General features: G+C 46.5%; 11 protein-coding genes. 2 read left to right on the forward strand and 9 right to left on the reverse strand.

Annotated elements, in window-relative coordinates; all coding sequences use genetic code 11:
- Nucleotides 1–47: 47 nt before the first annotated feature.
- The 3 genes from ACSF8X_RS18730 to ACSF8X_RS18740 form a co-directional block, all read right to left on the reverse strand.
- Nucleotides 48–1,712, reverse strand: coding sequence for a BCCT family transporter (locus tag ACSF8X_RS18730; protein ID WP_047879113.1), 1,665 nt, complete (start codon nt 1,710–1,712; stop codon nt 48–50).
- Nucleotides 1,713–2,384: 672 nt separating this feature from the next.
- Nucleotides 2,385–3,131 carry a 3'-5' exonuclease gene (locus ACSF8X_RS18735; RefSeq protein WP_205626077.1) on the reverse strand — a complete coding sequence of 249 codons (747 nt, stop codon included), beginning with the start codon at nt 3,129–3,131 and terminating at the stop codon, nt 2,385–2,387.
- The gene (locus tag ACSF8X_RS18740) at nt 3,128–5,005 is read right to left on the reverse strand and encodes a DUF294 nucleotidyltransferase-like domain-containing protein (RefSeq protein ID WP_047879112.1); all 1,878 of its coding nucleotides are present in this window, start codon (nt 5,003–5,005) and stop codon (nt 3,128–3,130) included. The genes ACSF8X_RS18735 and ACSF8X_RS18740 overlap by 4 nt, the downstream gene beginning before the upstream one ends.
- Before the next feature lie 431 nt (nt 5,006–5,436).
- Between ACSF8X_RS18740 and ACSF8X_RS18745 the strand changes: the two genes are divergently transcribed.
- A complete protein-coding gene (locus tag ACSF8X_RS18745; protein ID WP_047879111.1) occupies nt 5,437–6,195 on the forward strand; it encodes a metal-dependent hydrolase in 759 nt (252 codons plus the stop codon).
- A gap of 182 nt (nt 6,196–6,377) precedes the next feature.
- Here ACSF8X_RS18745 and ACSF8X_RS18750 read toward each other — a convergent pair whose 3' ends face one another.
- Nucleotides 6,378–6,554, reverse strand: a complete 177-nt coding sequence (locus ACSF8X_RS18750; RefSeq protein WP_157037835.1) for a hypothetical protein — start codon at nt 6,552–6,554, stop codon at nt 6,378–6,380.
- 163 nt (nt 6,555–6,717) lie between these two features.
- Nucleotides 6,718–7,836, reverse strand: a complete 1,119-nt coding sequence (locus ACSF8X_RS18755) for a hypothetical protein (protein ID WP_500851973.1) — start codon at nt 7,834–7,836, stop codon at nt 6,718–6,720.
- A 315-nt stretch (nt 7,837–8,151) separates the two neighbouring features.
- On the opposite strand from ACSF8X_RS18755, the gene ACSF8X_RS18760 reads away from it, so the two are divergent.
- Nucleotides 8,152–8,424, forward strand: coding sequence for a hypothetical protein (locus ACSF8X_RS18760; protein ID WP_047879109.1), 273 nt, complete (start codon nt 8,152–8,154; stop codon nt 8,422–8,424).
- Nucleotide 8,425: 1 nt separating this feature from the next.
- On the opposite strand, the gene ACSF8X_RS18765 is transcribed toward ACSF8X_RS18760, so the two are convergent.
- From ACSF8X_RS18765 to ACSF8X_RS18780, 4 genes are read right to left on the reverse strand one after another with little or no spacing between them, the layout of a single operon-like run.
- The gene (locus ACSF8X_RS18765; protein ID WP_500851974.1) at nt 8,426–9,367 is read right to left on the reverse strand and encodes a hydroxymethylglutaryl-CoA lyase; all 942 of its coding nucleotides are present in this window, start codon (nt 9,365–9,367) and stop codon (nt 8,426–8,428) included.
- A complete protein-coding gene (locus ACSF8X_RS18770) occupies nt 9,364–10,197 on the reverse strand; it encodes an enoyl-CoA hydratase-related protein (RefSeq protein WP_500851975.1) in 834 nt (277 codons plus the stop codon). The genes ACSF8X_RS18765 and ACSF8X_RS18770 overlap by 4 nt, the downstream gene beginning before the upstream one ends.
- 12 nt (nt 10,198–10,209) lie before the next feature.
- Nucleotides 10,210–11,814 carry a carboxyl transferase domain-containing protein gene (locus tag ACSF8X_RS18775; RefSeq protein WP_500851976.1) on the reverse strand — a complete coding sequence of 535 codons (1,605 nt, stop codon included), beginning with the start codon at nt 11,812–11,814 and terminating at the stop codon, nt 10,210–10,212.
- A gap of 10 nt (nt 11,815–11,824) precedes the next feature.
- On the reverse strand, nt 11,825–12,997 hold the full coding sequence (locus tag ACSF8X_RS18780) for an isovaleryl-CoA dehydrogenase (RefSeq protein WP_500851977.1): 1,173 nt from the start codon (nt 12,995–12,997) through the stop codon (nt 11,825–11,827).
- Nucleotides 12,998–13,040 lie beyond the last annotated feature (43 nt).

Consider the following 13,040-nt stretch of genomic DNA (forward strand, 5'->3'; position numbering starts at 1 on the left):
CTGGCAGTGGTTTTTTGTATGTGCTTGTAGCAAAAGTCGTTAGAACCTTATTGCGGAGCACGCTTTAGTGAAGACTTCTTAGGGCGCGGTTCGCTCATCAAGCCTTTGATCAGTGAGACCGTTGCGACTAGGAGTACCACTGTGAATGGCAGACCTGTGGTAACAGCCATTGCCTGTGCCGCGGCCAAACCACCACCTAGCATTAGGGCAATAGCCACTAGGCCTTCAAAGGTACACCAGAAAACACGTTGTGGTGTTGGTGCATCGACTTTACCGCCGGCTGCAATAGTATCGATAACCAGTGAGCCGGAATCAGCAGAAGTAATGAAGAAAACAACAACAAGGAAGATACCAATGACAGATGTAATCTGTGCCAGTGGTAATACATCAAGCATTGCGAATAGTTTGAGCGGTAGGTCAGCATCAAAGACTGCTTGGTAACCATCGTTTACATACTGACTGATCGCAGTGCCACCGAAGGCCGTCATCCAAAATACACATACGGTAGATGGGATCAGAATAACGCAGATGATGAATTCACGAACAGTACGGCCACGAGAGACACGGGCGATAAACATACCTACAAATGGCGACCATGAAATCCACCACGCCCAGTAAAATGCAGTCCATCCCTGAGAGTAATTAACATCTTCACGACCAAATGGTACAGAAAGTGCTGGAATATTGACTACATAAGCATAGATGTTTTCGAAAAAGCCAGTGAAAATGGCAAGGGTCGGGCCAACAACGATAACGAAAAGCAACAGCAGTGCTGCCAAGCCCATATTGATTTCAGACAGGCGTTTAACACCACCATCAAGACCCGCAACGACAGAAAGCAGTGCTAGAGCGGTAATCACAATGATCAGAACAACTTGAGTTGTTGTGGTCATTGGAATGCCGAACAGGAAGTTCAGCCCTGTCGCGGCTTGAGATGCGCCATAACCTAGCGAGGTTGCCAGACCAAAAACAGTTGCAACAATAGCAAGAATATCGATGACATGGCCAATCCAACCCCAGATACGTTCGCCGAAAAGGGGATAGAAGATAGAGCGCATTGTCAAAGGAAGGCCTTTGTTAAACGAGAAAATAGCCAGTCCCAATGCAAGCAAGGCGTAGATAGACCAAGGGTGGAGTGCCCAATGGTAAATGGTTGCTGCCATACCTAGCGCAGAGGAAGCATCGATATCACCTTGAGCGCCACCAAGCGGTGCCCAGTCGGTACGTACGCCGTTCTCTACGGTTACGCCGTTTAAAGAGGCGCTGAAGTGGGACATTGGCTCAGACACACCGAAGAACACAAGACCGATACCCATGCCAGCTGCGAATAGCATGGCTAGCCATCCTGCGTAGGTGTAATCTGGTTGGGCTTCTGTACCACCGATACGTACTCGCCCTAGTGGTGTAACAATGAGTGTGAGGCAGACGATAACAAAAATGTTACCTGCAGAGAGGAAGAACCAATCCATATTAGAAGCGAGCCAGTTACGCAGGTTGGCAAAGAAGGGCTCGACTTGTTCACGGAAGGTGAGAGTGAGGATAACAAAGAGGATGATTGTTAACCCTGAGATGGCAAAAACGCGGTTGTGGATATCTAAACCAAATGGACCAACTTTCAGGGCGATATTGTCTTGGCCAATTTGATAGTCGGTATCAATAGGCCTGACTTTGCCGTCAGGTCTTTGGATACCACCATTGTTGTCATTGCTCACGAATTATCTCCTTAAGAACGTGAAAATGAGAAGAAAAGGGTTTTAGAGCTACTGATGACTGTGTGTGACAGGTGCAAGTTTGTCGTCGAAGTGACGTCTAATTTAGCAAACATAATGGGGTCTGCTCATGCCGTAGCGCAAAGAAGTTGTGAATATTATATCTAAAATTATGATTGTAAATATATTAATGGATTTTATCTTTTAAAATAAAAATCCATAAAACACGAATGATTTGTGCTGTAATTATTGTGTTGTGTTTTACTTGACTCAAAATAAACTGAAGAGTGTGAAATGAGGCATGTTGTTTCTTATTGCCCTGTTCCAAAAATAAAAAATCAAATATTCACTATATGAATATAGGCATGGTTTGGTGCGGAGTATGTTGCTGTGTTGGTTTGAACTGCCTGTATCTAAGTCAAATGCTGCTTGTTTGCTGAAAATCCGTACTGAGTTTGTGAGCAGTGGCAAGGTGAGTGTTATTTTAGATTTTTGTGATGGCTGTATTTTGCTTTTATGTGCTTTATTTTATAAATAATTTAATGTGTTTAGTGTGCTAACCACTGGTGGTTTGATTGTATCGGTCAAAATAACCTCGATATATACGAGGCAAAACATATCCTAAGCTACCTTGACTGTTTGTATCTAAGGTAGCTTAGGAAGGGAATAGAGGCGTTATAGCCAAATTTCAGAGATTGGTGTTTCAGGTGAGTAATGATAGGCAATTTGTGCCTGTAGTAGCTCTGCTGTTGCGAGTGCATCGGTCAGTGCGTGGTGTGGTTGGTAGGCCGGCAGGTTGTAGCGTTCACGCGCTCGCCCTAGGCGTACAGAACCCGGTTTTTTTCCTTTGAGTCGATTGAAGAAGCCTCCGAACATTTTTTGCTGTACCCCCGCTTCAATTGCGAGTGTATCGACGACAGGAAATTGGATGCCTTCGCCCAGTCGAGTCAGCAGCGCCTGATTCATGAACTCCCGTTCGATATTTCGATAGTGTACGACGACGATTTTTCCGGCCAATGCGGCAAGTACCTGTTCTATTACTTTCAGTAATTCCGGTGCCTTTTCGACATCGGAATCAGTTATGCCATGAATAATTACAGATTCTTCATTAAGTGGCCGGTTAGGGTTTACAACCCAGTGCGCAGAGCCCCGGCAATGAATACGCGATAAGCTAAAGGGTACCAATCCGATACTAATGATTTCATCCGAATGTGGATCTAATCCGGTTGTTTCAAAATCAAGGGCAACGAATGGGACATCTTTTAATGGCGTGTCAGGTAATACGCTGGCTGTTGCGTAAAATGACTTGAGACGCTCATCACTGGCCTCTTCCCCCAATGTCGCCAAGCGCTGGGGCCAGTTGGGTGTATGGCTGGTGTCGATAAGTGAATTCGACGTTTTGTGGAGTAACGTCATCATCATCGGTTTCCTTGATAGCGGAATTTAATGAAGTTTTGTGCGTTGCTGAGAATTTGGAATGCTGCTTTTAGATTTCGGCGTTCGAAATCAGACATATTCTCGGGCTCAATACTGTTATCGGCTTCGATACCGGCTTCAATGTCTAGGGCTTGGTGACGGATCCTAACCGTGTAGATTAATTCCATCGCATCACGTAAATCTTGACCGCGGCCTTTAGGGAGAATGCCGGCGTCAATAATGTCATCAAGGCGTTCAAATGAGTTTTGTGACCGTGAACCGACAGCAAGCGCATGAACTCGGATTAAGTCCGCCAGTGGTGCGGTTCCGCGTCGTTTAAGGTTGATCGAGTTGTTGTGACGGCCATCTTTTTCCATCACGAAGTCTTTGAAGAAGCCAAGTGGTGGCGTGCGATTAATGGCATTGCGAGCAAGACAGGCGAGAAAACGGTTGTTTTTCCGGGCCCGTCGTACGATGAAGCTATTGAGTTGCTCTGCCCATTTTTGGCGGCCATAGACACCATCGAGATCGAAGAAGATCGAGCTATTAAGAAGTCGCTGCGGGTTGGGGTCATCAATCCAATCGGCAAAGCACTCTTCCCAATCAGCACGAGTTTTACGCCATTGAGGGTTAGTCGCCATGATTTCACCATCACAGTAGCTATAGCCACAGGCCGCGAGCCCATCACTGACAAATGTGGCGAATTTTGAGAAGTATTCGCCGTGGCGCTCTTCGTCGTAACTATTGTCTAAAATGAGGGCATTATCTTGATCAGTCACGATTAGTTGCTCATCGCGAGCCATAGAACCCATGGCAACGAGGCAGTAGGGGATTGGTGCTGGCCCAAGTTCCTCTTCGGCAAGCTCTGCGAGTCGTTGTTTGAAGCTACGGCCAATCACTGACATGGCGCTACCAATCATATGGGCATTGGCATCTTCGTTAACCATACGCACAAAACAGTCTTTGACATTCTCAGAGAGTGATTTGAGCTCTTCAACCGTTTGTTGTTGGAAGATCGAACTGACCAGCAACAAGCTGTTTTGAGACTCGTAACGAACGATATCTGTCAGGCCAATAATTCCGATCGGGATTTTATTTTTTAAGATAGGCAGGTGGTGTACGTTATAGCGCAGCATGGTTAGCATGGCTTCGAAGACATAGGCGTTATAATCGAGCGAAATGACATCGGAGCTCATCACGTCGGAGACCAGCAAGTTGGTATCAATACCCAGAGCCAAGACTCGGGTGCAGAGATCCCTGTCGGTCAGGATGCCGACAAGCCTGTCATTATCATCGTCATTCTCGTCGTATTCAGGGTTGATGATGAGCAGGGCAGAGACATTTTCCTCGGTCATTAAGGTAGCCGCTTGCTGAATAGTCGCTGTGGATTCTAACGTGACAGGATCGCGTGTGAGGATATGACGCGCTTTGGATGTTGTCAGGTCATTTTCTTCAGAGTGAGTAGAGATCGCGTTGCGAAGTCTCGCACTTTCTTCAACTTCCATAAAGTCAGCAAAACTGTCAAATTCATCACATAGCATTGTGAATATGCTTTCAGGGATGCAGTAAACGAGAGTGTCTTCAATCGCTTTTGCGGGCATACGAACTTTGTTGTTCATAAGCAGGCCCATCTGACCAAAAAGATTGCCTTTGTCTATTCGGTTATAAAGTTCGCCTTTACGGCGATAGATTTCAACAATGCCGCTTCTTATCATGAATAGATCATGTATAGCATCGCCAAAATTCAAAATTGTCGTATCGGCTCGGTAGTACGCCACTTCAGTATTTAGTGCGACTTCTTTTAGCTTTTCGTCAGGCAAGTCGTCAAAAGGAGGATATTGACTGATGAAGTTTAAGATTTCGAGTTGTTCGGCTTCCATGGCGTTTTCCGCGTTAACAGGGCTATATAATGCTATAAGTCTAACGCAAATTGATGATATTAATACTTATAATTTTCCAGTTTGGGGTGCGGATAGGCTGGCTTAATAGCCGGTAGTGTTATAGCCCTTACGACTATTTTTTTCTTTGACGTTGTTTGGGGATGTTGAATTGCCCATAGGATGTGTTGTCAGGGAATCCTTTCTATTTTGCAGCTAATACCGAGTATGAGGTTGGTGCAAATATTATCGAAGCTTAAAATGTGCCTAAATAATAATCGATTGAATAGCCGTAACGCCGTGAAAATGGGATTTTATTGAAGTTCATTATATTTCATACATAATACTGGTTATATATCCAGTTTTGAGAACTTAGTGAAGGCAGTAATACCATATAGTAAAGGTAAGCTCTTCACTGAGGTAGAGATGTTGATGTGGCTAATTTTAAAACCCATCTAGGAACTGCCGCTCTTACCAGTAGTATAGCGGCAACCGCGTTATTGTCGGCGGGACATGTCGTTCCGGTTACTGCGTTATGGCTCATATTGTTGGGTACGATTGGTGGTTTATTGCCAGATGTTGATTCGGATAATTCAACATCAATGGCGACACTATTTCGATTGCTTGGCGGAATGCTCACGTTTAGTTTTGTTGGGCATATATACAAATTGGTGTCGATGCTGGAGTTGATTGTGTACAGCATCTTTTGTTATCTGACCATCCGTTATAATTTCAAGTCGGTTCTGGAGAAAATTACGGTACATAGGGGATGCTGCCATTCATTAACATTCATTGCGTTAGCAGGACTGTTAGTGGTTTGGGTGATCTCGTTATTGGGCTATAGCGATACGACTTCTTGGCTGTCAGGTTTATTTCTGTTTGCTGGTGGCTTGGTCCATTTGCTGTTAGATGAACTGTACAGTGTTGACTTGGCCAATCGACGAATTAAGAAATCCTTTGGTACGGCTATGAAAGTGTTTTCGCCGCGAAATCCGTTTATCAGTGCGATTAAGTGTGGTCTGATTGTTCTACTTTATCTGCATACACCACCATTGCATTCGACATGGGAGCGTTTAGAGCATTGGCAGCACTTTCGGTTTAAGCCTGATTGGCTAAACAGAGATGATGTAGGTGACTTTTTTGACCAGTTATTGGTTTCAACAAAGCAGGCTATGAGTAGAGAAAAGCCGTGATTGGAAGGACTTGGAGTATATGCTTGTAGCGAAGACTTATTAAGCGAAATGTTGCTCTTCTGCATAGCTCTTCAATAAGCCGAAGATACTATTCGACATCACTTGCACTTTGTTATTGCTATGGGGTATTAGCCCGTGGTGAGAAAGGCAAATGCTCGTGATGCCGAGTAGAGTATCGTGCATTATTCTTCAAAAGATTCAAAGTCTAGCTGGGCTTTTTCTAGCTCGTTAAGTTGGTAGTTTAAGAGCGTGAAATTGCCGTCCCTTATGCTATCTCTTACTTCTTCAATGCAGCGTTCCAAGTGGTTTCTGGACTCTTGACGAGCAAAAAAATGACGTAGTGTGTCTGCTTGGTCCATAGTGTCCCCGTTTCCTTTAATGTTAATCATCATTCCAATTGATGCAACCTGAAGCATATACTAAGTTTAGATAATTATCGACAATATGCATATTAATATTGTGTGATCCAACTCGTGTTTCTAAATTAAGGGATGTGCATAAGGAATACTCTGTCGTGAGTAATTAATCAGGAGTGGGGATTTTTCTTGCGAGTCGATCAATGCCGCCTTGAGCCATAAAAAATAGCTCTAGTTCAAACATAATTCCGGGGTTGATGCGGTAATTGAATTTGTCTTGAAAGTTGAGTTCCGGGCTGACGGCAATATAGAGCCAATCTTTGTAAAGCCGGTTTCGCCATGTCATAGAGGCCCAGGCATTGGTAATCGAATAGTTAGGGCGAGAATCGGCACTGACCCCGAGGGTATATTGCATGAGGTTTCTATCGTCAATTCGATCAAAGAGTTCCGTTTGGTAAACGAATTCCCAGTTGTTGTCGGTATCTAGGAATTGAGCACTGCTGCTGAGCTTGAGTATGGTTGAAGGGTCTGTGTGTTGTGCAAAGTAAAAATCCAGTTCGGTTAATGTGCCGGGACCTTTCTCATGGTAGTAAAATATTTCTTGTTTGATCCTACTGGTCCAATTGCTGCTTAGGCGATCAACCCGTCTTAGATCTGCTCGTACGAAAGGGTCGAGCGGCAATCTAATTTTTATACCGGCATCAAAGTTGGTTTTCCACCGTCCTAGTTTGCGTCCTTGTAAGCGAACGCCTCCCACAGTACCGCTAAGGCTACTATCGCTGCTTGCACTTATTCCACGTTGTTTGTCTTCCAAGCGGTCGAAATCATCAGGATCAGTATCAAAAATGAGCTTCCAATTGCGTTCGGTATGGGGAAGGTCGATTTTGAGCTTGATGCTCGCGTCACCGTCAAAGTATTCACGATGGCTGTAACGGGGCTTAAACTTGATTTTTAAATAACTACCATTGCGCATAGGTTGTTCATCGTCTTCTTTACCAAGGTAATGATCAACTTCTGTACTGTAATCATGAATGGTGTCGGAGATAGATTCTTGGGTTACATCTATCCATTCAATAATTTCGAATTCCTCATCATTGGGGTCGAGAGAATGAATGATTTGCTCATTTTCTTCAGTTGCCTGAGGGGCTTTTTCAGTTAGTGGTGCCTCGCTGTTTGCTTGGGTGGTGGGTATATAGGCAATAACGCCGTAAATTAAGCTAAGGCTGTAATATCTGAATGCAGCAAGATTTCGCCAGTGACGATAGCAAGGCAACGCGGTTACCATATTATTATTGCCTCCAGATGTGCTTATTTTGTGTCTTTGCGAAATAGTAGTCCAATTACCCGATTAAGGATTAAGTTCAATTGTCATTATCAAGTAACCTGAATCTAAGTATAGCCATCGGTAAATAAACGGAAAAAATGACAGCAATAAGTTCTAATTTAAGATTCAAATCCTAATTGAGCGACGAAAGTGCTATAGGGTGAATAAGTTTTTTCTAGTCATTATCAAAAATGATACAAATACTTTGCATTTTTGAGTTACCGCATTGTGAGTGAGCTAGGCTGATCAGGATGCTAACATCAAAGGAGAAAAGTGATGGGAAACGGGGATATTGATGGTATTAAACGGGACCTGTCTGGCAAAGTGTCCGATATCTTTGACGCGTTTGAAGATGATAATAGTTGCTTGCCGACAATTGAAGAGTTCCGAACACTCTTTAATTGCCATGCAGAAAGTTATATTGGGCCGATGGATCAGCTGAGCGTCGAGGGCGGTAAAAGTAATTTGGATCGAGCGCTCGAGCGTGAACAGAAAATGTGGTTGGCGGTGAGTGAGTTAGAAGCAGAGCAACGTGAGAGTCGCTCGTAACTTAATTTTGGCTGCGAAGTGCTAAAGAAACGTTTGAGCGTGGTGATATTCCCAGAGCATCACATATCATCCAACCAGCACTTGCGGCCTTTTGTAAATCCACGCCAGTCTCAACCCCCATCTGTTCACACAAATAAATAACATCTTCAGTTGCTACGTTGCCACTTGCCCCAGGGGCGTAAGGGCACCCCCCCAAACCGGCAATGCTACTATCGATGGTTGTTATTCCCATTAGAAGGGCTTGATAGATGTTAGGTAACGCCTGTCCCCAAGTATTATGAAAATGAACTGCAAGCTTAGCTGGATCGACCTCTTTTGATACATCGTCGAGTAGGCGGGCTACTTGAAGAGGTGTTCCCCGGCCAATCGTATCTCCCAGTGATATTTCGTAGCACCCCATATCCAGTAAAGAGCGGGCAAGATTCGTCACGTTTTGTGGTGAGGTAGAACCATCGAAAGGGCACTCCAAGACACAGGACACATAGCCCCTAACGGGTAATCCATGCAATTTGGCCAAGGCGAGGACGGATTCAAACCGTTTTAGGCTTTCATTGACCGAGCAATGAATGTTGTTTTGGCAAAACCCTTCTGATGCAGAGGTAAATACGGCCACTTCACAGGCCTTGGCTGCCAGAGCGATTTCAAAGCCCTGTATGTTTGGGGTCAGGGCGGAATAAATGACATTAGGGTGACGCTCAATGGCATGGAAAACGGATAGTGAATCTGCCATTTGTGGCACCCGCTTCGCAGAGACAAAAGCGCCGGTTTCAATGTGCTTTAAACCGCTATCTGATAGGCGGTTAATTAACGCCAGTTTGACCTCGGTTGCAACATTCTGCTCGTTTTGCAAGCCATCGCGAGGGCCAACCTCAACGATTTTTACTTGTGTTGGTAGCTTGCCGGGCAGATGTCCGTGGTATATACGTTCACAGGGGGGCGTCATTGGGCTCTCCAATTTGGGTCTCGTTGCTCCAGAAAGGCGGCAAGTCCTTCTTGCCCTTCTGGCGAGGTACGAATTTGTGCGATGAGATCACTGGTATGCTGCCTGAGAGAATCGTCGAGTGGGTGAGCATAGTTATAGGCACAGAGTTGTTTAACGGCACGCAGTGCTTGTGGACTGTTTTTCATTAATTGTTGTTTAAGCGAGGCTAGCGAATTCTCTCGTTCTTCTGGCGTTGCTGTTATTTGGTGGAAGAGCCCCAATTCCTCGGCCTTTTTCGCCGAGATCCATTCAGCCGTTAAGCTGTAGCGTCGAGTCTGCCTTTGGCCGAGCGTTCGGTTTACGTAAGGCATGATAGTGGCGGGGATCAAACCGACTTTTACTTCGCTAAGTGCCAGTCGGCAGCTTTCATCACCAAGGGCAATATCGCAGCAACAGATAATACCGACCGCTCCTCCTATGGCGAAACCTTGCACGGTGATAATCGTAGGTACGGGAAAGGTATCCAATTGATGCATGAGTTCGGCAAGTTGCCGCGCGTCATCGAGGTTTTCTGAGTAACTATTATCAGCCATGCTTCTCATCCAGTTGAGATCAGCGCCAGCAGAGAAGTGGTTGCCCTGAGCTTTGAATATTAATAGACGTAGCTCATCATAGGATGCGAATATCTTAAGGTAATGTTGCATTCCCGCGATCATCTCCGCATCGAAGGCATTGCGCTTTTCCGGGCGGTTAAGGATCAGTGTGGCAACCCCGTGAGGGTCTAGGTATGCCAGTACGGGGGCATCTTCAGTAGGATGAAAGTGAGTCAGTGTCGATGGTAGCGCGGGCATAAAAAACTCCATTTACATGCGAAAAATACCAAATGTGCTGTCGGGGATGGGGATCTGCAAGCTGGCAAAAAGGGCTTGGCCTACGACATCTCGGGTGGCTCTTGGATCGATAATACCGTCGTCCCAAAGGCGGGCGCTGGCAAAATAGGGTGAGCCTTGAGCTTCGTATAAGTCTCGGATCGGTTGTTTGAATTGTTCTTCGTCGGCAGCTGGCCAGTCGACCCCTTGTTGCTTGAGGTTCTCGCGGTTTACCTGTGCTAATACGCTGGCTGCCTGTTCACCGCCCATAACGGATATGCGTGCATTGGGCCACATCCACATCATCGTTGGGCTATAGGCGCGACCGCACATACCGTAATTGCCCGCACCGTATGAGCCCCCTATGATCACCGTGAATTTCGGTACATCAGCGCAGGCGACGGCCATGACCATTTTGGCCCCGTGTTTGGCGATGCCTTCTGCTTCGAATTTCTTGCCTACCATAAAGCCGGTAATGTTCTGCAAAAAAAGCAGCGGGATTTTCCGTTTGCAACATAATTCAATGAAGTGGCAGCCTTTTTGGGCTGATTCAGAAAAAAGGATGCCGTTGTTGGCAACGATGCCTATCGTTTGGCCAAAGAGTGTTGCAAAACCACACACAAGTGATGTGCCATACAGTGATTTGAATTCATCAAAATCGGAATCGTCGACAATGCGGGCGATCACTTCACGGATGCTGATGGGCTTGCGCAGGTCAGTGCCAGCAATGCCAAAGAGATCATCAAGAGGATAGCGGGGAGGGAGGCTGTTTGTATCTGGGGTGAGGCTCTTGGGAAGCGCGCAGCTTTTTAGTGCCTGACGGGTTAGTTGCAGAGCATGCTGTTCGTCGTTGGCATAGTAGTCGGCTACACCGGATGTTTTGCAGTGAACGTAAGCTCCGCCAAGATCCTCCGCGGTGACCTGCTCGCCTGTGGCGGCCTTAACGAGGGGAGGACCTGCAAGAAAAATGGTGCCTTGTTCCTTGATGATGATTGAAACATCGGCCATTGCGGGGACATATGCGCCACCAGCGGTGCACGAGCCCATCACGACGGCGAGCTGCGGGATGCCAATTGCCGACATTCGGGCTTGGTTATAGAAAATACGGCCGAAATGATCTCGGTCGGGGAATACATCGGCTTGGTGGGGAAGGTTGGCCCCGCCTGAGTCGACGAGATAAATACATGGGAGGTGGCAACGCTGGGCAATTTCTTGGGCCCTCAGGTGTTTTTTTACCGTGAGCGGGAAATATGTTCCTCCTTTTACCGCAGGATCATTGGCGATGATCATGCAGTTGACCCCCTCTACTTGGCCGATACCTGCCACCACGCCCGCACAAACAATGTCTTCATCATAAACTTGCCAGGCGGCAAACTGACCGATTTCAAGCAGTGAGCAACCATCATCAAGCAGGAGTTCAATGCGTTCTCGAACTGGCAATTTTCCTTTAGCGCGTTGTTTTTCTATTGCAGAAGCTCCGCCGCCTTGCTTGATGCTCTCGATATGGGTATGGAGTTCATCGACAAGGTGTGAAAGTTGCTGATAGTTATCTTGGAAAAATTTGTCGTCCCTGTTAACGCTCGTTTGAATTATTGTCATATGGCCAGTCCTATCGTGATGATTCTTCGAAGAGTTCGCGACCGATTAGCATCCGGCGAATTTCTGAAGTGCCAGCCCCTATTTCGTATAGTTTTGCGTCGCGAAGTAGGCGTCCGGCCGGATAGTCATTAATGTAGCCATTGCCCCCGAGGATTTGGATGGTCTCCAGCGCGACCTGAGTGGCGAGTTCGGCGGCATAGAGAATGGCGCCAGCGGCGTCTTTACGGGTTTGGTCACCACGGTCACAGGCTGCTGCAACGGTGTAGACATAGGCGCGTGCAGCATTGCTTCGGGTATACATATCTGCCAGTTTCGCCTGAATTAGCTGGAATTCACCGATAGGTTGGCCGAACTGCTTACGTTCGTGAACATAGGGGATGACAATGTCCATGCAGGCGCGCATGATCCCAAGAGGGCCTGCCGCGAGTACCACTCTTTCATAATCAAGACCACTCATCAGTACTTGAATGCCTTGATTTAGCTCTCCCAGTAGATTGGATCTCGGAACGAGGCATTGGTCGAACACTAATTCGCAGGTATTTGAACCGCGCATCCCTAGCTTGTCGAGCTTTTGGGCGTGGCTGAATCCTGCGAAATGACGTTCAATAATAAATGCCGAAATTCCGTGCGATCCTTGGGTTGGATCCGTTTTCGCATAGACAATCAGGGTATCGGCGTCCGGTCCGTTGGTTATCCACATTTTGTTGCCATTTAGGACAAACCCTTCTGAGGATTGTTCCGCCCGTAATTGCATACTCACGACATCCGAGCCGGCATTGGGCTCACTCATTGCAAGTGCACCAACATGCTCCCCGCTAATCAATGCTGGTAGGTATTTTGTTTTTTGTTCTTCGGTGCCGTGGCGGAAGATCTGATTGACACAGAGGTTGGAGTGGGCCCCGTAACTCAGTCCGACAGAGGCGGATGCGCGGCTTATTTCTTCCATGGCTATAACGTGGGCAAGATATCCCATGCCTGCGCCACCATATTGTTCGGTTACCGTGACGCCGAGGAGTCCCATTTCTCCCAGTTTGGGCCATAACTGACGGGGAAATTCATTACTTTGGTCAATAGCGTTGGCAACGGGGGCAATAGTCTGACTGGCAAAGCTGCTAATTTGCTCCCTGAGTATTTCTAACGTGCTATCAAGGCCGAAATTGAGTGGTTTGAAATGGTCAATCATGGCATCCCCCAAGCTGCGATATAGACTCGCTGTGTTTATTTAG

The organism is Photobacterium panuliri (assembly GCF_059920555.1).

What these genes read in the sequence shown, in the direction of transcription:
- ACSF8X_RS18755 (WP_500851973.1), bottom strand. Translation starts at nt 7,836, where the DNA reads ATGGTAACCGCGTTGCCTTGCTATCGTCACTGGCGAAATCTTGCTGCA.
- ACSF8X_RS18770 (WP_500851975.1), bottom strand. Translation starts at nt 10,197, where the DNA reads ATGCCCGCGCTACCATCGACACTGACTCACTTTCATCCTACTGAAGAT.
- ACSF8X_RS18780 (WP_500851977.1), bottom strand. Translation starts at nt 12,997, where the DNA reads ATGATTGACCATTTCAAACCACTCAATTTCGGCCTTGATAGCACGTTA.
- ACSF8X_RS18760 (WP_047879109.1), top strand. Translation starts at nt 8,152, where the DNA reads ATGGGAAACGGGGATATTGATGGTATTAAACGGGACCTGTCTGGCAAA.
- ACSF8X_RS18750 (WP_157037835.1), bottom strand. Translation starts at nt 6,554, where the DNA reads ATGGACCAAGCAGACACACTACGTCATTTTTTTGCTCGTCAAGAGTCC.
- ACSF8X_RS18735 (WP_205626077.1), bottom strand. Translation starts at nt 3,131, where the DNA reads ATGATGATGACGTTACTCCACAAAACGTCGAATTCACTTATCGACACC.
- ACSF8X_RS18765 (WP_500851974.1), bottom strand. Translation starts at nt 9,367, where the DNA reads ATGACGCCCCCCTGTGAACGTATATACCACGGACATCTGCCCGGCAAG.
- ACSF8X_RS18775 (WP_500851976.1), bottom strand. Translation starts at nt 11,814, where the DNA reads ATGACAATAATTCAAACGAGCGTTAACAGGGACGACAAATTTTTCCAA.
- ACSF8X_RS18740 (WP_047879112.1), bottom strand. Translation starts at nt 5,005, where the DNA reads ATGGAAGCCGAACAACTCGAAATCTTAAACTTCATCAGTCAATATCCT.